Source organism: Domibacillus sp. PGB-M46 (assembly GCF_022668875.1).
In the GTDB taxonomy this organism is placed as follows: Bacteria; Bacillota; Bacilli; order Bacillales; family Domibacillaceae; genus Domibacillus.
Genome location: NZ_JAKGCR010000005.1, coordinates 52,535 through 73,307, shown reverse-complemented (window position 1 = coordinate 73,307; position 20,773 = coordinate 52,535). Strand labels below are relative to the sequence as shown.

Sequence of the window (20,773 nt, the reverse complement as noted above, 5' to 3'; positions counted from 1 at the left end):
AGGCGCGGTGTTTTACAAAAGATCGTCCATTTCTTCTTCAATGTTTGGAAGCAACATTGTCTCGGTTGATTGAATCGCTTCTTCAATCAGCGGTTCAAAGTCTAAAAAGCTTTCAAAAAACTGGACTTTTTCCGTTTTCGGCTTTGTTTTTGGTGCAGCCGGCGTAAAAATCGTGCAGCAGTCTTCAAATGGAAGAATCGAAATATCATGCGTACCGATTTTGCGGGCAATATTCATGATTTCGAGTTTGTCTGCTGCAATGAGCGGCCGGAGGACGGGTGTGTTGGTTACATCATTGATCGCAGCCATGCTTTCCATCGTCTGGCTGGCTACCTGTCCAAGGCTCTCTCCTGTGACAATAGCCAATGCGCCGGCCTGTTCACGAATGCGGTCAGCAATGCGCATCATAATCCGCCGTGTTGAGGTCATTGTATAGTTTTCCGGCACCTGCTTGTGAATCGTTTCTTGAATCTTCGTAAACGGCACGATATGCAGACGGATATTGCCGCCATATGTTGTCAGTACGTTTGCCAAATCAATCACTTTTTGTTTAGCCCGGTCGCTTGTATAAGGAGGGCTGAAAAAATGGACTGCTTCGATTTCGACGCCGCGCTTCATCATCATGTAACCGGCAACCGGACTGTCAATTCCGCCGGATAAAAGAAGAACCGCTTTACCTGAAGCGCCCGCTGGCATGCCGCCTGCTCCAGGAATCGTTTCTGAAGATAAATAAACCCCTTCTTCTCTTACTTCGATCGTTAAGACGAAATCCGGATTTCGTACATCTACCGTTAATTGTTCGGTTTTCCGTAAAACAAAGCTGCCAATTTCATGATTCAGCTCATGCGTATCAAGCGGAAACTGTTTGTCTGCCCGGCGTGTATTGACTTTGAACGAAGCCGGTTTGCCATCCATCGCTTTTTCAACCAGCGCCAGTGCTGCTTCTTTTATGTCATCAATATTCTGCGCTGTTTTCATTACCGGGCTGAAGGATTGAATGCCCGACACATGGACAAGCGCATCCTTCACTTTGTCAAAAGATGCCCCATTTAAATAAAGAAACATCCGATCCCGCTGCGCTTCTACACCAATTCGATCATCTTTTAACAAACGTTTAATGTTGGTTTTCATTTTATTTGTAAATTTACTCCGGTTCCGTCCTTTTGTAGACATTTCACCATACCGGATCAATACGCGGTCATAATTCATGTTCGTTCATTCCTTTTTTTTGCGAGCGTTGGAACGACGCGGTCCAACGCTTCGATAAATTGTTCAGCTTCCTTCATCGTATTGCGGGATGACAAGCTGATGCGAATTGCCGAAGCCGCAAGTTCGCTGCTGATGCCCATCGCCTGAAGCACCCGGCTTGGCTTTGCGAGCTTCGAAGAACAGGCGCTGGTCGTTGAAACAATCACTTCTTCCTGTTCAAGGGCATGTACAAGAACTTCCCCCTTTAAACCAGGAAAAGATAAACTTAAAATATGTGGAGCTGACTGAGCAACCGGAGTATGGATGTTTACCCACGGACGTTTTTCCAGTTCATGATACAGCCATTCGGTGATGTGCCGCACCGGTTCCATATCCGACTCAAACGCCATACGAACGGCTTTTGCCAGTGAAGCTGCTCCAGCCGTATGCTCTGTACCGCTTCGGAAGCCGCTTTCCTGCCCGCCGCCCGAAAGCAAAGGAGCAAGGTGGATACCGTGCTTTTTAAATAAAAAGCCTGTGCCATTTAATCCATGCAGCTTATGACCGGATACAGACATGAGGTGAACACCCCAACCCTCCAGGTTAAGCGGCACTTTGCCGAACCCCTGAACAGCATCTACATGAAATAGTGTTTGCGGATGCTGCTGGATAATACGGCCGATCTCCTGGATGGGCTGCACCGCACCCGTTTCATTGTTCACGTGCATAACAGAAACTAAAATCGTTTCATCTGTTATCGCCTGCTCAATATCCGCCGGCGTCACAACCCCGTTTGCTGACGGCTTTACATACGTCACTCGAAATCCTTCCTGTTCAAGATCGCGGCATGCCTCAAAAACAGAAGGATGCTCAATTTGAGTCGTGACGATGTGCCGTCCCCTGCCCTTGTAGAACTGTGCCGCTCCTTTGATCGCCAGGTTATTGGATTCTGTACCGCCCGACGTAAAAATAATTTCGGGCGCTGACACTCCACAGAGCGAAGCCACTTGAGTACGCGCTTTTTGAAGAAATCGTTCTGCCTCCATGCCTGCATGATGAAGAGAAGACGGATTGGCGAAGAAACGCTTGCTTGCTTTTATAAATGTCTCGAGCACCGAATCATCGGGCATCGTTGTCGCACTGTTGTCGAAATAGATCATAGGCGCTGCTCCTCATTTTTTTTACCTATCCATGTTAGCATATTGAGTCAGAAAAAGCCGCCTCTTTTTCTCGAGGCGGCTCTGCATTATCATTGTTCTTGTTTGAACTGGGCATCAAACTTTTTGAGTCCTTTGGAATCCACCCTGTCGATCGCTGTCGCGCACAGTTCCAATGCTTTACTGTAATCTGCCTGGCGAAAAGCGAGCTCGGCTTCATTCAGTTTAGGTTCCACAGCAGGATGAGTGCGGCGGTACCGGTTGCCAAACTGAATCATTCGTTCTGCCAGCGCCACTTGGTCAATCAGCTCGTCTGTTTTATTAGCAAGATGATCAATCGAGGCACTTGCTGCATCCAGCTGTTCCCGCACCGCTTTCATATTTAACGGTTTTTCATTCAAATGTGTATTCGTCTGCTGAATACGTACACGCGCATCTTCACTCATTTCCCGGTAATAATCTGGGATATCCGGCAGATTGCTTTGCTTTACTTTCCGCATAATCTGCTGAAGCCGGTTTCTGAGTCCGTACAGTTCCTCTGCCGCCTCTACCTCGTCTTTTCGAAGCGTTTGAAGGAAAGCAGCAAAGCCCTGTTGCTCTTTTTTCATTTCGGCGATACGGACCTGGATTTCTTTTAATTCATCATGAAGGAACGAATAAGCCGTTTTTTCTTCTTGAATGCGCCCGTGTAAAATTTCATATTGTTTCTCAAGATGGTAAATTTCCTCTTTTAGCCGTTTCGGCACATCCGATTCTTCTCCGCTGAGCTGATAGCTTTGTTTCACGAGATCGGTTTCTTCAAGCAGCTCCTCGTTCTGGTCACTGATCCCGGCAATAGCCGTACCTGTTTCACCTTCATCTTTTAACACTTGATGCTTGGCCATCACTTCTTTTTCAAGCAGATCATAGAAAAATTCTATACTGTCTCTGGCATCGGACACAATAAGCTCTGTTTCTCCTACTTCTGTTTTCAAAAGAAGTTCGCGTCCGCGGCTCAGCTCTTCTTTTAAAGCAGCTGTTTCTTTTTCAATCTGTAAATGATCGAGCAGATAGCCGTCCTGCTTCATTTCCTTATAGCCATGCTCAATTTCCGATAATTGAGCCGGAAGCGTATGGTTTACCTCTGTCATTAAAATAGGAATGCGCGACATCTTATGCTCCATCGCATCCATTTCCGCTTGAATTTCCATTAACAGCTCCCGCGCTTCAAGATAGTTGCCTTCTTCTGTTAAATCGGCGAACTTTTCAAAACGGCCTGCAAGCACTTCAAGCTGCACCTCAAGCACGGATGCCGCTTTGCCAAAAGTGTGACGATGAGCAAGCAGTCTTTTTCTCGCTTCACGCTGGCGTGTGTGCATGTCTTCACCTTCGGACCGGTTTTTTTCCTCACTTCCAACCAGCTGATCGAGTTCCGATAAAATATTATTTACTTTTTTTTCAATTTGATGGAGGCGGCTTTCAATCTCATTATTTGTTTTTTTGGCGGCGCCAAATCGAAATTTATCCGTCTGCTCTTCTGAAAGAAAAAGCTTTTCATCCACAGCCGGAAGATCGATGGTTACGACCTCGTCCCATTCGGTGCGCCATCTATCGAACAGAGCCTCTGTCTGCCCTGTCATATTAAGTCTTTTTACTTTAGCCAGCTCTTCATGAACCGGCCGGTGAAGCAGTTCTGTTTTCTTCATATCCAGCCGATCGATTTCAGCCCTGTTTTTTTTCTTATTCATCAGCGTATAGATGAAAAAAACAAGTACGACAATGATCGCTCCAATGACAAATTCCACCCTCATAAGCCCCCTCGTAACCACGAATAAATAGTATGTATAGAAAGAAAACGCCTCATTGCGTCCTTTCAGTCAATTGCGTATAATTTCACTATCATTAATAATAGCATGATTGTCCACATTTTTAATGGGAACTTACGTTTTTTTAAGCAGGTTTTCGCAAAAAAATGTCAAAATAAGTACTTTTTAAAAGAAAAAGGAGTTTTTTCGCATGCTTAGAGACGGACATATTCATACACGATACTGCCCGCACGGCTCAACCGATTCATTAGATCAGTATATTGAGCGTGCACTTGAGCTTGGCTTTTCAGAAATTACGTTTACAGAACACGCGCCGCTGCCGGACCACTTTATAGACCCTGCACCAAACCGGGACAGTTCTATGCGAAAAAGCGACCTTGAACAGTATTTAAAAGAAGTGGAAAACGCGAAAAAGCAATATTCCTCTTCTCTTACCATCCATACCGGTCTGGAAGTGGATTTCATCACAGGTTTCGAAGAAGAAACCACTCAATTTCTAGCAGAATACGGTCCCTTTTTAGATGATGCGATTTTATCCGTTCATTTTCTTCCGTTGAACGAACGATTTGTCTGCGTCGACTTCAGTGAAGAAGAATTTGGACGAATCATAAAAGAAGCCGGATCGATTGAATTTATCTATGAATTATACTATGATACCGTATTGAAGTCTGTACAAGCGAATCTCGGGGTTTTTAAGCCAACCCGAATTGGACATATTACGCTTGCGCGTAAATTTCAGCTCCTATATCCGTGCACAACATCGTTCGAGCCGCATATAAACCGCTTGCTGCAGGCCATTAAACAGGCCAATTATTCGCTTGATTATAACGGGGCCGGATTTGTTAAACCGCTTTGCGGTGAAACATATCCTCCTCTTGATATTGCCCGTGCCGCCCATTCGCTCGGTATTCCGCTCGTTTACGGATCAGATGCTCACGCGGCTGCCGGCATTGGTCAGGGTTTAGAGCAAATTGACCGTACTATTATAATAGAAGGAAGTGTTTAAATATGTTTCAAACCGCCGCTTACTCTGGAACAAAACCAGAACAATATTCACTTGTAAATAAGCAGTTAGAAGCACTGCTGACAGGAGAAACAAATACGATTGCCAATTTAGCCAATGCGTCGGCTCTTCTTGGCCAATTCCTTCCCCGGATTAACTGGGTTGGTTTTTACGTACTTGATGAAAACAAAAACGGACTCGTGCTTGGGCCTTTCCAGGGGCTTCCTGCCTGCGTCCGTATTCCGTTCGGCAAAGGCGTATGCGGAACTGCTGCTGCTGAGCGAAAAACACTTCGCATTGAAGATGTACATGCATTTCCGGGACACATCGCCTGTGACGCCGCATCCCGGTCTGAAATTGTCGTTCCTTTAATCAAAGATGGCGAGCTGCTGGGTGTGCTCGATATTGACAGTCCGGAAACAAACCGCTTTGACGAAGCGGATGAAGAAGGACTCGTTCAGTTTGCCGAAATACTCGTCCGCTTTTTATAAGAAAAGGTTGACACTATAATAGGCACGTTATATACTATTCTTTGTGTAAAATAAATGCAGCCTATGTGTTCGCTGTTTAGATGTCATTTTGTTTCTTTATCCGGTATCAATCTGGAAAAGGGGCATCGTGTAACCCGTTGCTGCAGGGCGATGGTGCATGAAAACAAAATGTGCTGGCAGTTATTCACACCGGTTTTTATTTTACAACAAAATAAAAACACAGAAGGAGGAGTCATTCAATGGCTCGTTACACAGGTCCAAGCTGGAAAATTTCCCGCCGTCTAGGCATTTCTCTTAGCGGTACAGGTAAAGAAATCGAAAAACGCCCTTACGCTCCAGGTCCACACGGCCCGAACCAGCGTAAAAAGATGTCTGAATACGGACAACAACTTCAAGAAAAACAAAAACTTCGTCACATGTACGGCGTGACTGAGCGTCAATTCCGTAACTTGTTTGACCGCGCTGGTAAACTAAAAGGCGTATACGGTGAAAACTTCATGATTCTTCTTGAATCACGTCTTGACAACCTTGTATACCGTTTAGGTCTTGCCCGCACTCGTCGTCAAGCTCGTCAGCTTGTTAACCATGGTCACATCACAGTTGATGGAAAACGTCTTGACATTCCATCATACCAAGTGAAAATTGGCCAAACAATCGGCGTTCGCGAAAAATCAAGCAACTTCTCAATCATCAAGGAAGCAGTAGAAGTAAACAACTTCGTACCTGACTACTTGACGTTTGATGCTGATAAACTTGAAGGTACGTTCACTCGTCTTCCAGAGCGTTCTGAACTTCCAGCAGAAATCAACGAAGCGCTTATCGTAGAGTTCTACTCTCGTTAATTTTATCGCTTTATGGTTTTACGCAAAACACCAGCTGTTATATATAACAGCTGGTGTTTTTTTATGCTCAATAGATTTATATCATCTCTTCATACAAAGGAAATTGAATCGTTACTGTTGTTCCTTTTTCTTTTACACTTTGAAAACGGATCGTTCCTTTATATTTTTTCACGATATTGAAGCAAATCATTAAGCCAAGGCCGGTTCCTTTGCTTTTTAATGAATAAAAAGGAGTGCCCAGTGATTGAATTTCCGTTTCGGACATGCCCTTTCCATGATCAATAATGCAGATTTCTACGTTCTGTTTAACCCGTTTTGCCCGAACAAGTACAGAATGACCTTCTTCAGACGCTTCTATCGCATTTTTAATGAGATTAATACATAATTGCTTGAATTCTATTTGATTGGCCGCAATCATACACTCTTCCTCCGCTTCTAACTCAATCCGGTTTGCATGAAGCAGGCCATATGAATGGAGCAGGCCCACTACACTATAGAGACTTTCTTTTATCTTTATTTTTTCCATACTCACTTCTTTGCTTGGCGCAGAAAGCGATAAAAATTGAGAGATTACTTCCTCCGCCGTATCGAGCTCATCTATCATTAAAGCAAAGTGCTTTTTTGCTTCTTCATTGTATGAAGAGTCTTGTTCATACAGCTGTAAAAATCCTTTTACGACCGTTAGCGGATTTCTTATTTCATGTGCAACTGCAGCCGCTAATTGTCCGGCTGTTTTAATTCGCTCCGCCTGCTGAATTTGTTCATAATAAAGACGCTGTTTTTTAATTCGTAAGTAGGTCAGATAAAAAAGAAGGCACAAGATAATCTGGCTGCCGAAAAAGTTAATCATATTTCCGATCAGATCCTGCTTCATTAAAACATACAGTCCGCCTTTTTGAGTAATCATGACATAACTCACAATACTTGTAATAGCGGCCGTGTTCATAAACAGCGTTAAATAAAAAAGTTTTGGATCAAAGAATAAAATGGAGATAGCCGGAATCAAACAAATGTAAATAAACGTAGACCACGTATCTGGATAAAGGAAGAAAATCGTATAAAAATAAGCGATGGCTGCCGAAATGAGCACAGTTTTCATCACCCGGTTTTGAAAAGCAGGATACATGAGAAGGCACAAAGAAACTGCGGCTACAAGAAGCATATGCATCGTAAAAGTTGAATCCATTTGATGAAAATGAGGATTTCCCCACAATAATCCTGTTATCATGGCTGCTATTACAAATCCCATTCCAATATAATAGTTTCTTTTTAAATTAAAATATGTATTCATCTGATATAATTACTCCCTGACTTCATCACAAAATGGATTGACTCTTAGTTTTCTCTTCTCTTTATTTTACCATAAAACAGTAATCTCTATTTATCGATCGAAAAAGCAAAAAAACCGTCCCTTTTGCGTGACGGTTTTTTGAATGCATATGCACGTTATTGATTACTTGTACTGAACTAAAAAGTACTTCTTTTTCCCGCGGCGGACGACAGTGAATCGGCCGTCCATTTTGTCTTCTTCCGATAAAATATAAGCCGTGTCTGTCATTTTTTCACCGTTGATCGATACAGCGCCGTTTTGAACATCTTCACGCGCCTGGCGTTTTGATGGAGAAATTTTAGCGTCGACAAGCAGGTCAACAATGTTTGGAAGCTCTCCTTCTGCCGTGTAGCTTGGAACGTCTTTAAGCCCCTGCTCGATTTCATCAGCAGATAATGACTTAATGTCACCGCTGAACAGCGCTTTTGTAATATTGATCGCTTGAGCCAGCGCTTCTTCTCCATGAATGAGACGTGTCATTTCTTCTGCAAGCGCTTTTTGTGCTTTGCGAAGGTGCGCTTCTTCTTTCATTGATGCTTCAAGTGCTTCGATTTCCTCTTTTGAAAGGAACGTAAAAATTTTCAAGTAGCGGATTGTATCAGCGTCCGCTGTGTTAATCCAAAATTGGTAAAACTCGTAAGGAGATGTTTTCTCCGGATCAAGCCATACTGCGCCGCTTTCCGTTTTTCCGAATTTTGTTCCGTCTGATTTCGTTACAAGCGGGATGGTAAAGCCGTATGCCTGCTCGCCTTCTGGGTTTAGTTTACGGATCATTTCAAGGCCGGTTGTAATATTGCCCCATTGATCACTGCCCCCAATTTGCATGCGGCAGCCGTGGTTTTTATGAAGATAGTAGAAATCCATCGCCTGTAAAATTGTATAAGCAAACTCTGTGAATGAAATGCCGCTTTCAAGCCGTGATGCGACTGTATCCTTGGCCAGCATGTAGTTCACGCCGATATTTTTTCCAAAGTCACGCAGGAATGTCACTACATCCATAGACCCGATCCAGTCGTAGTTATTGACAAGAACAGCGCCATTTTCACCTTCTACTGAGAAGATTTTTTCCAGCTGGGCACGAAGGCCATTCACATTTTTTTGCACCTGATCCATCGTCTGCAGGGTACGCTCTTCTTTTTTACCGCTCGGGTCGCCGATTGTTCCCGTCGCTCCACCCACCAGTACAATAGGCTTATGGCCGTTCTGCTGGAAACGGCGGAGTGTTAAAAACGGCAGTAAATGGCCGATATGCATACTGTCTGCTGTCGGATCGACACCGCAGTACAAGGCAATTTTTTCATCTTTCAGCATTTTTTCAATGCCTTCTTCGTCTGTCTGCTGGTAGACGATGCCCCGCCATTTTAAGTCTTCTAACAATTCCATATTATCCTCTCCTTTTTCAACAAAAAAACGCCCCTGCAATCAATGCAGGGACGCTGTTTACGCGCGGTACCACCCAGGCTTGAGAAAATCATTCTCCACTCTATACCGGTAACGACGGCAGACGTCAGCCGCTACTTGTTGTTCACGGCGAAAGCTCCGGGAGGTAATTCATCTCACTGTTTGTGCTTTCTTCCACCAGCCGAAAGCTCTCTTTGTAACAGGGACAGCAGACTACTTATTCCGTTCATCGCTTTGTTTATTGAATATAACACACATTGTAGCCTGCGCCACTTTGTTTGTCAAACGGAAATTGTCTTTTGTTACGTGATGTCCCTGCTTCACTAAAAAGCTGCTCCGCTTTTTTACGGAGCAGCCGTTCAAACTTGTTAGTCTTCCATCGTCGATAAATCGCCCGTTGGCAGATCAAGCTCCCATGCTTTCAAGACGCGGCGCATAATTTTGCCCGAGCGTGTTTTCGGAAGCTTGTCACGAAACTCAATTTCACGTGGAGCAGCGTGAGCCGCAAGGCCTGTTTTAACAAATTGGCGGATTTCTTCCTTTAAGTCATCCGATTGTTCATATCCGTCACGAAGCGCAATAAATGCTTTGATCACTTCTCCCCGGACCGGGTCTGGTTTTCCAATCACACCTGCTTCGGCAATAGCTGGATGCTCGACAAGCTTGCTCTCTACTTCAAATGGGCCGACGCGTTCACCAGCTGTCATAATGACATCATCTACGCGGCCTTGGAACCAAAAATAACCGTCTTCATCCATGTATGCGGAATCTCCGGATACATACCAGTCACCCGGCATAAAATAAGATTCGTATTTGGCTTCATTGTTCCAAATCGCCGCCATCATAGACGGCCAGCCTTTTTTAATCGCCAGATTGCCCATTCGGTTTGGCGGCAGCTCATTACCCTGGTCATCTACAATCGCTGCTTTCAGTCCAGGAATTGGTTTACCCATAGACCCCGGGCGAATATCCATTGACGGATAGTTACAAATCACTTGAGCGCCTGTTTCTGTCATCCACCATGTATCGTGAATGCGAAGGTCAAAAACTTTTTTACCCCAGCGTACAACCTCCGGATTTAATGGCTCTCCTACACTTAAAATATGGCGCAGGGACGACAGATCAAACTTTTTCACAACTTCGTCACCAGCGCCCATCAGCATGCGGAAAGCTGTTGGCGCACTGTACCATACGCTTACTTTATACTCTTCAATCGTTCCATACCATGCCTCCGGACTGAAGCGTCCCCCAACGATGACGTTTGTAGAGCCTGTCAGCCATGGGCCGAAAATGCCATAAGCTGTACCTGTTACCCAGCCCGGGTCCGCTGTACACCAGTAAACGTCATTCTCCTGCAGGTCAAGCACCCACTTGGCTGTCTGATATTGCTGAATCATTGCATTATGTACGTGCAGAACCCCTTTAGGTTTTCCGGTCGAACCAGATGTGTAATGAAGCAGCATCCCATCTTGACGGTCTACCCATTCAATCTCAAACTGGTCTGATGCTTCTTTCCACTTTTGCATAAAATCTATTTGCTTTTCGTCCTCTTCTACGCTGTCGGACACGATAAATACTTTTTCCAGTTTCGGCAGCTCATCCACTGGAACACGGCTTGCAAGCTCCGGCGTCGTAATAATCATGCGCGCCTCGCTGTCTTCCAGACGGTCCCGCACAGCGCCTTCCATAAATGCTTCAAACAACGGCCCTACAATAGCGCCTGCTTTAATAGCCCCTAATGCTGCGAAATAGAGCTCCGGGGAACGCGGCATAAAAATAAAGACACGATCTCCTTTTTGAAGATCTCCGTATTGCTTTAGTACATTGGCTGCTTTGTTTGTATTTGCTTTCATCTCTGCGAACGTGTATTGCTCATTGCGGCTGGCATCCCGGTAATAAAGCGCCACTTTTTCCCCTTTTCCAGACTCGGCATGACGGTCAATCGCTTCATATGCCGCATTTACTTTACCTGTCTGGGACCAGGAAAAAGCTTTCTCTGCTTCTTTCCAATCAAAAGAGGCATACGTTTGATCATAATCTGCTAAATTATAATTTCCCTGTACAGCTGATAGCGCTTCCAATTTCATAAACCGATTCCCCCTTTTGTATGATGAATGCTCCCTTATTATATAACACATCCAGATTTTTCACAATTTATACAAAATTAAAATTATGAAGATTGTAAGGATTCTATGAAAATTTAGTGAAAACGCTTTATTTATTGTTTATTTATGTATATGGTTAGGATAGAAGATTTATGAAGGCGGTGACCTAATGGAACATATCAAAACCTACTATTCAAAAGAAATACAAACACCCGGCGGGACACTGATTATAGAAGGTCCTATTGAGCCGGAACAGCTTGCAGAGTACAAGTTCCATGAAGGACTGGTAGCATTTCGCCAGCCTGACCAGCAGCTTGAAGCTCTTATTGAAATTGCGGGTCTTCCCGAAGGGCGGATTATTATTGCGAGAAATGATCAAACGATCGTTGGGTATGTTACTTTTTTGTATCCCGACCCTCTAGAGCGGTGGTCGGAAGCAAAACTTGATAATCTTATTGAGCTTGGCGCGATTGAAGTAGCACCGGATTACCGGGGAGCCCGGGTTGGCCAAACGCTGCTGCACGTTGCCATGATGGACGACCAAATGGAGGAGTATATCACCATTACCACTGAATATTATTGGCATTGGGATTTAAAAGGAACCGGTTTAAATGTATGGGAATACCGTAAAATTATGGAGAAAATGATGGGTGCCGGCGGACTTGTATGGTACGCAACAGACGATCCGGAAATCAGTTCTCATCCTGCGAATTGTTTAATGGTCCGAATTGGTTCAAGAGTAGATCAGGAATCAATTCAAAAATTTGACCAGGTGCGCTTTATGAACCGCTTTATGTATTAAGAAAGGAGGGCTGCAAGTGGTTCTTGAAGAAATTATGAAAATTCATATACATACACTTACCCCTGATGATACGATCGGGGCCGCTCTTCAGCTTTGCCGTGACTATAAAATCCGTCATATCCCTATTTTAGATACAGATCATACATTGGCCGGACTGGTGACTGATCGAGACATAAAAGACGCGACACCCTCCATTTTAAAACAAGAAAACGGCTCTGAACAATTAAACAAGCCGCTCAGCCTTATTATGAAAACAAATGTGATTACAGGACACCCGCTCGATTTTGTTGAAGATGCCGCTGCAACCTTTTATGGGCATCATATCAGCTGCATGCCCGTTGTCCAAAACGGCAAAGTGATTGGGCTGGTGACAGAAACCGATGTTCTTCATACCTTTGTAGAACTTACGGGTGTTAACCAGCCTGGTTCACGTGTCGAAGTCCGTGTGGAGAATAGGGCAGGGGTTTTGTATGAGATTTTACATGTGATGCATCATCGGAAGGTAAATGTACAAAGTGTTCTTGTTTATCCGGACCGCACAGCCGCAACACATAAAGTGATTGTTTTACGCATTCGAACGATGAATCCGATCGGCGTTATCGACGATTTGAAAAAAGAAGGCCATGAGGTGCTTTGGCCAAACATGCCGGGGATTCGTTCATGAACCATGATGCCGTTTTTATTTATTCCGATCAATTATTGCGATATCGGTTTTCAGAACATCATCCCTTTAATCAGTTTCGTCTTACGCTGACCCTTGATTTGCTTCGTCACCTGAATGCATTGGGCGACAGCCAGATCATTGAACCTCGTATGGCAGGAGATGAAGAGTTGACGCTTATTCATGACCATGAATATGTTGAAGCAGTAAAAAAAGCGGGACGCGGTGAATTGCCTGAATCAATCGGTGAAGGGTTCGGTCTTGGCACAGAAGATACACCGATGTTTAAAGACATGCATGAAGCAAGTGCTTTTCTGGTCGGTGGCGCTTTGACCGCGGCTGACCAGGTGATGACCGGCCGGGCCAATCATGCCATTCATCTAGGCGGCGGCCTTCATCATGGATTTCGCGGAAAAGCGTCCGGCTTTTGCATTTATAACGACAGTGCCGTTGCGATCAAGTATTTGCAAAAAAAGTACAAAGCACGGGTTTTATATGTAGATACAGATGCCCATCACGGCGATGGTGTACAGTGGGCTTTTTATGATGATCCGGATGTGGCAACATATTCGATTCATGAAACAGGGCGTTACCTTTTCCCCGGAACAGGCAATGTAACAGAGCGAGGACATGGACAAGGCTACGGTTATTCTTTTAATGTACCGCTCGATGCATTTACAGAAGATGAGTCCTGGCTCGCTTCCTATGAAACGACACTGCGTGAAGTGGCGCACTTTTTCAAGCCGGATGTGATTTTAACGCAAAACGGTGCAGACGCCCATTATTATGACCCGCTAACGCACTTGTCCGCTACGATCAATATTTACAAGCATATTCCGGCACTGGCCCATGAGCTCGCTCACGAATATTGTGATGGCCGCTGGATTGCGGTTGGCGGGGGCGGCTATGATATATGGCGTGTTGTTCCGCGCGCTTGGTCCCTGCTATGGCTCGAGATGAGCGGACAGCAGCATCTTGCCGCAACATTTCCAGAGGGCTGGACGGCAAAGTGGCAGCCGAAAGCACCGCATCCCCTTCCCTCGTCCTGGGCGGATCCGCCTGATATGTACCCTGCTATCCCGCGAAAAAGCGAAATTACAGAAAAGAATCAGCTGACGGTGAACAAGCTTCTTTATCCGCTCCGTGATCAAAAAAAATAACCGGACAGGCACAGTTTGTTTTACACTGTGCTTGCCCGGTTTTTATTGTTTATGCTGTTTTTCTTATGCTTTCGTTGATCCGCGCTTTTCAATGCGGTGCGGCAATACCACGACTGGATTTTCTACTTCTTCCTTGTTCATCAGCTTTGTTAACAAACGCATTGCAACGGCACCAATATCATATAGCGGCTGCGCAACCGCTGTCAGTTGAGGACGCACCATCAGAGACAGCTTTGTTGAATCAAAGCTGACTACTTCAAGATCACCTGGAATAGACAGACCTGCTTCTTGAGCTGTGTGAACAACACCAAGAGCCATCTCGTCATTGTAAACAAATACAGCTGTTGGCTTTTCATCTGCTTCGCTTAGCTTCTCCCATGCTTCAATTCCAGAATCATATGTGTAATCGCCTTCTACAACAAGGGATTCATCGTAAAGACCCGCTTCTTCAAGCACCTCTTTGTATACCGCAAGCGCATATTTTGTGTTGATCACATCGTGGAACGGGCTGGCTACGTAAGCAATACGCTTATGGCCGTTTTCAATTAAAGACTGCATTACCTCACGAGCGGCCTCTTTGTAATCGATATTAACAGAAGCTGTTTTTCCGGATGTTTCAACAGACCCTGCCAGCACAACCGGTACTGGTGAACGGTCAAATTCTTTTACATGCTCTTCTGTAATATGATTGCCCATAAAAATAAGGCCGTCTACTTGTTTGCCAAGCATCGTTTGAATTAAATGCATTTCTTTTTCTTCATTTTGATCTGAGTTGCTTAAAATAATGTTGTACTTATACATAGTCGCAATATCTTCAATTCCGCGTGCAAGCTCTGCATAGAAAATATTTGAAATGTCAGGGATGATTAACCCGACAGTTGTTGTTTTTTTGCTCGCCAGCCCACGTGCAACCGCATTTGGACGATAGCCTAAACGCTCGATTACATCATTTACTTTCTTTCTTGTTGCCGGTTTCACATTTGGGTTTCCATTTACTACGCGCGATACTGTTGCCATCGACACGTTTGCCTCTCTTGCTACATCATAAATCGTAATATTCATCGGGTAATAGCTCCTTTTCGTTTCTTTCTCTCTATATTAACGAAAAAAGGCTCCTGTGCAAACACAGGAGCTCTAATTTTATGCTTTTACCGGTACAGATTTTAAAATCTCATCATAAAATTCATCAAATTGTTGCAAATTCATCTGCTGCGCTGCATCAGACAGTGCAACAGCCGGATCCGGATGCACCTCTGCCATAATTCCGTCTGCCCCGATTGCGATACCTGCTTTTGCTGCCGGAAGAAGAAGATCACGGCGTCCAGTTGAATGCGTAACATCCACGAAAACAGGAAGATGCGTTTCTTGTTTTAAAATGGGCACCGCGGTAATGTCAAGCGTATTTCGCGTAGCACGTTCATAAGTTCGAATGCCCCGCTCGCAAAGGATGACTTGATCGTTTCCTTGGGCAAGAATATACTCTGCCGCATTAATAAATTCATCAATGGTAGCCGCTAAACCGCGCTTCAACAAAATAGGCTTTTTCACAGCTCCTGCTGCTTTTAAAAGCTCAAAATTTTGCATATTACGGGCACCGATTTGAATGACATCGATATAATCACAGGCCGTTTCAATATCAGCCGGATTGACAATTTCGCTGACAACGGCAAGGTCAAATTCATCTGCTACGCGCTTTAGAATTTTCAGCCCCTCTAAGCCAAGTCCCTGGAAATCATATGGAGACGTACGCGGCTTGTAAGCACCGCCACGGATCATTTTCAACCCTTTGCCTTTGATCGATTTTGCCACTTCTGCTACTTGCTCGTATGATTCAACTGCGCAAGGTCCAAAAACAAACGTAACATTGCCCTCTCCTACTTTATGGCCCCGCACCGTCACAACAGTATCTTCCTGCTTTTTCTTTCTTGAAACAAGAAGCGCTTTTCGATGATCATCTTCTTGAAGTTCAAGACCTGCTTTGAAAATTTCTTTGAAAATATGTTCAATAGTGGAACGTTCAAACGGTCCATCGTTTTTATCTAGTAAATTATTAAGCATAGAGCGTTCACGAACTGGATCATAACGGTTAACACCCTGTTTTTCTTTGATGCGCCCGATTTCTTGAACAAGTTCTGCCCGTTCGTTAATTAACTTTAGCAGCTGGACATTCATTTCATCCACTCTGCTTCTTAACTGTTCTAGTTCCTGATTGCTCACATGTCTCATCCTTCCACACTGATATAATCGAAATATTTCCTCAATTCAAAGCAAACAAATGCCGTTTTCAATTTTTAATTACACTTATTATAAATCAACCGTTTGGAAAAGTCACGATAATTTTACTTTATCACCAAAACGCTTTTAAGCATTAAAGCGAAAAACCAAAAAAACCCAAACGGATTTCGTTTGGGTTAGACTTATAGAACGGAAGCAAGCTGGTCTTTTGTGATTTTCCAATGAGATTCATTCCACTCCGGTTTTCCATTTTTAAAATAAATCACCTGAGGAGATTCATGTCGAATATCCGTCACCTGAGCAATATGATTGGATAATTCCCGCGCTTCCTGGACCGCCAGGTAGACCCCCTGCTGACCAGAATCAGGGTCTTTTATAAATGATTCGTATGATTCGTATGCGGCAGCACTGATGGGACATGTGGTACTATGCTTTAGTAAAAAGAAAGGCTCATTTCTTTCCAAAAGTTCTTCAAACTCCGCAATATACATAATCTTCTGCATCCTGACAGCTCCTTTTTCAAAATGAAAAGCCGGAACTAGTCCGGCTTATTCTTATTTGTTGTTAAACTTTTTATTTGAGTTGTTATTTCTGTTGCCGTTGTTATTGTTGTTGTTGTTATTTAAACCGCCGTTTTTCTTTTTTTCATTAATACCTTTGTCAGCTGGTTCCACCCATCCGGCAGAAGTAGCATTCGTTGATGCTGTTGTGCTCGAAACCGTTGCTGTTGAGGTTGATGTATTGCTTGATGTGTTGCTGCTTGTTTGATTTGAATTATTTTTTGCTTTTTCTGCTTCGTCAAACGCTTTTTTTGTTTCATCAAGCTTTGTTTTAGCTGTATCAGCTGTTGTATCTACTGTATCTTTTACCGCTTCTGCTACGCTGTCTACAACCGATTTTGCATCTTCTTTTTTCTCATCCAGCGATGCCGAATTCATTGTTCCAGTTCCTGAGTCAGCATTGTCAGATGACTTCATGGACTTCACTTTATCCATTAAAGTAGAAGATTTTTCCTGAACTGCGCTTGTTAAAGAAGATGTTTTATCTTTTGCCGTATCCGTTAAGCCGCTGGCACGCTCTTTTAAAGAGCCGGCCTGCGAATTTAAGCTGCTGCGCAGTTCTGTACCTGATTTGGGTGCAAACATCAAAGCGGCCGCAGCACCAACAACTGCACCAAAGATAGCGCCTGTAACAAAGTCTTTCGTATTCATCGACTCTTCATAATCATAACGGTCTGTACTCAAATCAAAGCTGTCATATTGAGGCTGAGCCTGAATTGGGTATTGAGGTGAATTAACCCCATTCTTTTTAATATTAAACTGATCATATGTGTTTTTAGTTCTCATGGGTAAACGCTCCTCTTCAAATTTAGTCGTTATGCTTTACTTTTTAGTCATTCATATGTCGTTGTTTTTGTAAGCTGGGGCTGGTAAAGCTTCCGTACGTCCTGCTGGGGACGGGGAGCCTGCTGTATTTTTTTCGTCCTGTTTAAATTTGTCAACCAGCTGCTTTATAACATTTCCCCATTGCACAGCTTGAGAAATTTTGTATTGATTTTTTTCTACCTGGGATGCAACAGTTGTTGTCACCTTTTTCAATGAATGGTTCAAGTTATGAACAGATGAACCAACATCCTTTACAGCATAAACAACTGTATTCAGCTGCTCCGTTTTATGCTGAACATCCTCAGCCAGCGCATTCGTTTTATGTAACAGTTCAGCCGTTTCCGCTGTCACATTTTTCAATTGCCCTTCTAGGCGGTCAACTGTACGGGATAGAGTATCAAGCGTGTTATCGACGGATTTTAATGTTCTGGACAAATTAAGGACCAGAATTAAAAACGCGATAGCCGCAACTGCCGCACTCAAGTAAAGAATAATTTCCACTCCGGGACACCTCCAACGTTTGTTTATGTAATAAAATTACCCTGTGCCTATGATTATAAACACTAATTTTATTATTTCTTTTTTTACGATTAAATTTCCTGCTTTTTGCACAAAGTTTCGGGAAATCGTACAATAAAAAGGATTAGGAGGATGATTTTATGAAAGATTCACGTATTCAAACATTAGCTGCCAATTTGATCAACTACTCCTGCCGAATACAACCCGGTGAAAAAGTATTGATTGAAAACTTTGGTCTGCAGCGCGAATTGGTCACTGCTCTGGTAGAAGAAGCATATAAAGCTGGAGGATGGCCCTACGTGCTGTTAAAGGACCATAGAGTAGACCGCTCGCTTCTGATGGGTGCACAGGAAGGCCAGTTTAACCTTATGGCCGACTTTGAAGCGAATGTAATGAAGGAAATGGATGCTTATATTGGTCTGCGGGCCGGTGATAATATAAATGAGCAAGCTGATGTGCCGGCAGAAAAAATGAAAATCCACAGCAATACGATCGGCAAAAAGGTACACCGTGACATTCGGGTGCCGAAAACAAAATGGGTTGTTCTTCGCTATCCGACATCTTCTATGGCGCAGCTTGCCAAAATGAGCACAGAAGCGTTTGAAGATTTTTATTTCGATGTATGCAACTTGGACTACAGCAAAATGGATACAGCAATGGAGCCGCTTGTAGCGCTCATGAACCGCACAGACCGCGTACAGATTAAAGGACCTGGAACAGATTTAACTTTTTCCATTAAAGATATTCCTGCTGTTAAATGCGCGGGCCAGCTGAATATCCCGGATGGTGAAGTATACACAGCGCCTGTGCGTGATTCTGTGAACGGCGTCATTTCTTTTAATACGCCTTCTCCTTATAATGGCTTTACGTTTGAAAACATAAAACTGCGGTTTGAAAACGGGAAAATTATTGATGCACACGCCAACGATGTTAAACGAATTAATGACATTTTTGATACTGACGAAGGGGCTCGGTTTATCGGTGAATTTGCCATCGGTGTCAATCCTTATATTCTTCATCCGATGCAGGATATTTTATTCGATGAAAAAATTGACGGCAGCTTTCATTTCACGCCCGGTGAATGTTATGAAGATGCTTATAACGGCAATCATTCGAATATTCACTGGGATATGGTCAATATTCAGCGTCCGGAATACGGCGGCGGTGAAATATGGTTTGATGATGTATTGATTCGAAAGGATGGCCGGTTTGTTCTTCCGGAGCTTGAAGGCTTGAATCCAGAAAACTTAAAGTAAAAAGTGAATTTGCCCCACAAAAAATGCCCGCTGCCGGGTAACGGCAGCAGGCATTTTTCGTTAAGCAAGCTGTTCTTCATAAGCAGCCTGGAATTTTTGAATGTCCCCAGCGCCCATAAAAATTAAAACGCTGTTTTCATGCTTTCTTAAAACCGGCGTGCCGTCTTCTTTTATAAGCTGCGCGCCTGGAATTTTTTCTTGAAGATCTTCAATTGTGAGTTTGCCATGGTTTTCACGGGCTGACCCGAAAATATCACATAAGTAAACCGCATCTGCTCCATTTAAGCTGTCTGCAAATGCATCGAGGAAAGCCTGTGTACGAGAAAACGTATGCGGCTGGAATACAGCTACGATTTCACGGTTTGGATATTTTTGGCGTGCTGCATTAATCGTTGCACGAATTTCAGTTGGATGGTGCGCATAATCGTCAATCAGCACCTGCCCTCCTGCCTGCTTCTCAGAAAAGCGGCGTTTTACACCCGAGAATGTCAGCAGCCGTTCTTTTACGATGTCTGTATCAATATCCTCATAGTGGCATAAGCCAATAACCGACAGAGCATTTAAAACGTTATGATCGCCGTAGCCGGGGATGCGGAACGTCGCATAAAATTCATTCCGGACAAACACATCAAAAGTGGTTCCTTTTTCGTCAAAAGACGTATTGCGTGCCTGGAAATCATTTTCATCGCCAAAGCCATAAAAAACAACCGGTACGTTCGCTTGAATGCCCTGCAAATACTCGTCATCACCGCATGCAAAAATACCTTTTTTCACCTGCATGGCCATTTGTTGAAAAGCAGAAACAACATCCTGCACATCGGCAAAATAATCAGGATGATCGAAATCGATATTCGTCATAACGGCGTAATCAGGCGAATAAGATAGGAAATGACGGCGGTATTCACATGCCTCAAATACGAAATAGGCTGCATCTTTTGCTCCGCGGCCTGTTCCATCTCCAATCAAGTAAGACGTTGGCGCCGAGCCGCTTACAACGTGTGCCATCAAGCCGGTTGTAGACGTCTTCCCGTGTGATCCTGTAATCGCCACGCTCGTAAAGTTTTGCATAAAATCTCCTAAAAACTTATGGTAGCGGATCACCGGCACGCTCATTTCATGAGCGCGTTTGATTTCTTCGTGATCATCTCCGAAAGCATTTCCCGCAATAACCGTCATGCCTTCTTGAATATTATTTTCGTTAAATGGCAAAATTAAAATGCCTGCTTCTTCAAGCGCTTTTTGTGTAAAAAATGTTTTTTCTACGTCAGATCCCTGCACAGTATACCCTTTATCGTGAAGAATATGGGCGAGGGCGCTCATTCCAGAGCCTTTTATTCCAACAAAATGATAGGTTGTCATCATTAAACCTCCAGCATTCTCTAGCCTTTTACATGTAGTATATGTATTCCCGCCTCATTTGAAACGGAAGGCAG

The 20,773-nt window shown here is 43.8% G+C and carries 19 protein-coding genes and 1 other annotated feature; of the genes, 7 read left to right on the top strand and 12 right to left on the bottom strand.

From position 1 onward, the window contains the following. Positions 1-12 precede the first annotated feature (12 nt). The 3 genes from thiI to ezrA form a co-directional block, all read right to left on the bottom strand. Positions 13-1,209, bottom strand: a complete 1,197-nt coding sequence (thiI, locus tag L2D08_RS08030; RefSeq protein WP_242233244.1) for a tRNA uracil 4-sulfurtransferase ThiI — start codon at positions 1,207-1,209, stop codon at positions 13-15. Beyond that, entirely contained in the window at positions 1,206-2,348 is a 1,143-nt protein-coding gene (locus L2D08_RS08025; RefSeq protein WP_242233243.1) for a cysteine desulfurase family protein, read from the bottom strand. The genes thiI and L2D08_RS08025 overlap by 4 nt, the downstream gene beginning before the upstream one ends. Positions 2,349-2,437: 89 nt before the next feature. Further along, a complete protein-coding gene (gene ezrA / locus L2D08_RS08020) occupies positions 2,438-4,129 on the bottom strand; it encodes a septation ring formation regulator EzrA (RefSeq protein WP_242233242.1) in 1,692 nt (563 codons plus the stop codon). A 211-nt stretch (positions 4,130-4,340) separates the two neighbouring features. Between ezrA and hisJ the strand changes: the two genes are divergently transcribed. The 3 genes from hisJ (at position 4,341) to rpsD (ending at position 6,486) form a co-directional block, all read left to right on the top strand. After that, positions 4,341-5,156 (top strand): histidinol-phosphatase HisJ, encoded by an 816-nt coding sequence (hisJ, locus tag L2D08_RS08015; protein ID WP_242233241.1) that lies wholly within the window; start codon positions 4,341-4,343, stop codon positions 5,154-5,156. A gap of 2 nt (positions 5,157-5,158) precedes the next feature. Next, entirely contained in the window at positions 5,159-5,644 is a 486-nt protein-coding gene (locus tag L2D08_RS08010; RefSeq protein ID WP_242233240.1) for a GAF domain-containing protein, read from the top strand. A 239-nt stretch (positions 5,645-5,883) separates the two neighbouring features. Continuing rightward, positions 5,884-6,486, top strand: coding sequence for a 30S ribosomal protein S4 (rpsD, locus tag L2D08_RS08005; RefSeq protein ID WP_242233239.1), 603 nt, complete (start codon positions 5,884-5,886; stop codon positions 6,484-6,486). 76 nt (positions 6,487-6,562) lie between these two features. Here rpsD and L2D08_RS08000 read toward each other — a convergent pair whose 3' ends face one another. From L2D08_RS08000 to acsA, 3 genes are all read right to left on the bottom strand, one after another. Beyond that, the gene (locus tag L2D08_RS08000) at positions 6,563-7,777 is read right to left on the bottom strand and encodes a sensor histidine kinase (protein ID WP_242233238.1); all 1,215 of its coding nucleotides are present in this window, start codon (positions 7,775-7,777) and stop codon (positions 6,563-6,565) included. Between the two features lie 162 nt (positions 7,778-7,939). Then, a complete protein-coding gene (tyrS, locus tag L2D08_RS07995) occupies positions 7,940-9,199 on the bottom strand; it encodes a tyrosine--tRNA ligase (RefSeq protein WP_242233237.1) in 1,260 nt (419 codons plus the stop codon). A 43-nt stretch (positions 9,200-9,242) separates the two neighbouring features. Continuing rightward, positions 9,243-9,456: a binding site (T-box leader), on the bottom strand. A gap of 129 nt (positions 9,457-9,585) precedes the next feature. Next, complete coding sequence (gene acsA, locus L2D08_RS07990) at positions 9,586-11,304, bottom strand: acetate--CoA ligase (protein WP_242233236.1); 1,719 nt, start codon at positions 11,302-11,304, stop codon at positions 9,586-9,588. Between the two features lie 187 nt (positions 11,305-11,491). Here acsA and L2D08_RS07985 point away from each other — a divergent pair, with 187 nt between their 5' ends. From L2D08_RS07985 to L2D08_RS07975, 3 genes are read left to right on the top strand one after another with little or no spacing between them, the layout of a single operon-like run. Next, positions 11,492-12,124 (top strand): GNAT family N-acetyltransferase, encoded by a 633-nt coding sequence (locus L2D08_RS07985; RefSeq protein WP_242233235.1) that lies wholly within the window; start codon positions 11,492-11,494, stop codon positions 12,122-12,124. A gap of 16 nt (positions 12,125-12,140) precedes the next feature. Continuing rightward, positions 12,141-12,788 (top strand): acetoin utilization AcuB family protein, encoded by a 648-nt coding sequence (locus L2D08_RS07980; RefSeq protein ID WP_242233234.1) that lies wholly within the window; start codon positions 12,141-12,143, stop codon positions 12,786-12,788. Then, on the top strand, positions 12,785-13,945 hold the full coding sequence (locus tag L2D08_RS07975) for an acetoin utilization protein AcuC (RefSeq protein ID WP_242233233.1): 1,161 nt from the start codon (positions 12,785-12,787) through the stop codon (positions 13,943-13,945). The genes L2D08_RS07980 and L2D08_RS07975 overlap by 4 nt, the downstream gene beginning before the upstream one ends. Positions 13,946-14,008: 63 nt before the next feature. Here L2D08_RS07975 and ccpA read toward each other — a convergent pair whose 3' ends face one another. From ccpA to L2D08_RS07950, 5 genes are all read right to left on the bottom strand, one after another. Continuing rightward, complete coding sequence (ccpA, locus tag L2D08_RS07970) at positions 14,009-15,007, bottom strand: catabolite control protein A (protein WP_242233232.1); 999 nt, start codon at positions 15,005-15,007, stop codon at positions 14,009-14,011. Between the two features lie 78 nt (positions 15,008-15,085). Continuing rightward, positions 15,086-16,162 carry a bifunctional 3-deoxy-7-phosphoheptulonate synthase/chorismate mutase gene (locus tag L2D08_RS07965; RefSeq protein ID WP_242233231.1) on the bottom strand — a complete coding sequence of 359 codons (1,077 nt, stop codon included), beginning with the start codon at positions 16,160-16,162 and terminating at the stop codon, positions 15,086-15,088. Positions 16,163-16,362: 200 nt separating this feature from the next. Next, positions 16,363-16,683: a bacillithiol system redox-active protein YtxJ gene (gene ytxJ / locus L2D08_RS07960; RefSeq protein WP_242233230.1), complete on the bottom strand. Its 321-nt coding sequence runs from the start codon at positions 16,681-16,683 to the stop codon at positions 16,363-16,365. Positions 16,684-16,734: 51 nt separating this feature from the next. Beyond that, positions 16,735-17,526 (bottom strand): YtxH domain-containing protein, encoded by a 792-nt coding sequence (locus L2D08_RS07955; RefSeq protein WP_242233229.1) that lies wholly within the window; start codon positions 17,524-17,526, stop codon positions 16,735-16,737. A 51-nt stretch (positions 17,527-17,577) separates the two neighbouring features. Continuing rightward, positions 17,578-18,066: a DUF948 domain-containing protein gene (locus L2D08_RS07950; protein WP_242233228.1), complete on the bottom strand. Its 489-nt coding sequence runs from the start codon at positions 18,064-18,066 to the stop codon at positions 17,578-17,580. A gap of 158 nt (positions 18,067-18,224) precedes the next feature. Between L2D08_RS07950 and L2D08_RS07945 the strand changes: the two genes are divergently transcribed. Continuing rightward, complete coding sequence (locus L2D08_RS07945; RefSeq protein WP_242233227.1) at positions 18,225-19,340, top strand: aminopeptidase; 1,116 nt, start codon at positions 18,225-18,227, stop codon at positions 19,338-19,340. A gap of 60 nt (positions 19,341-19,400) precedes the next feature. Here the strand turns inward: L2D08_RS07945 and murC are convergent, their stop codons facing one another. After that, positions 19,401-20,699 carry a UDP-N-acetylmuramate--L-alanine ligase gene (gene murC, locus L2D08_RS07940; RefSeq protein ID WP_242233226.1) on the bottom strand — a complete coding sequence of 433 codons (1,299 nt, stop codon included), beginning with the start codon at positions 20,697-20,699 and terminating at the stop codon, positions 19,401-19,403. Between the last annotated feature and the right edge of the window lie 74 nt (positions 20,700-20,773).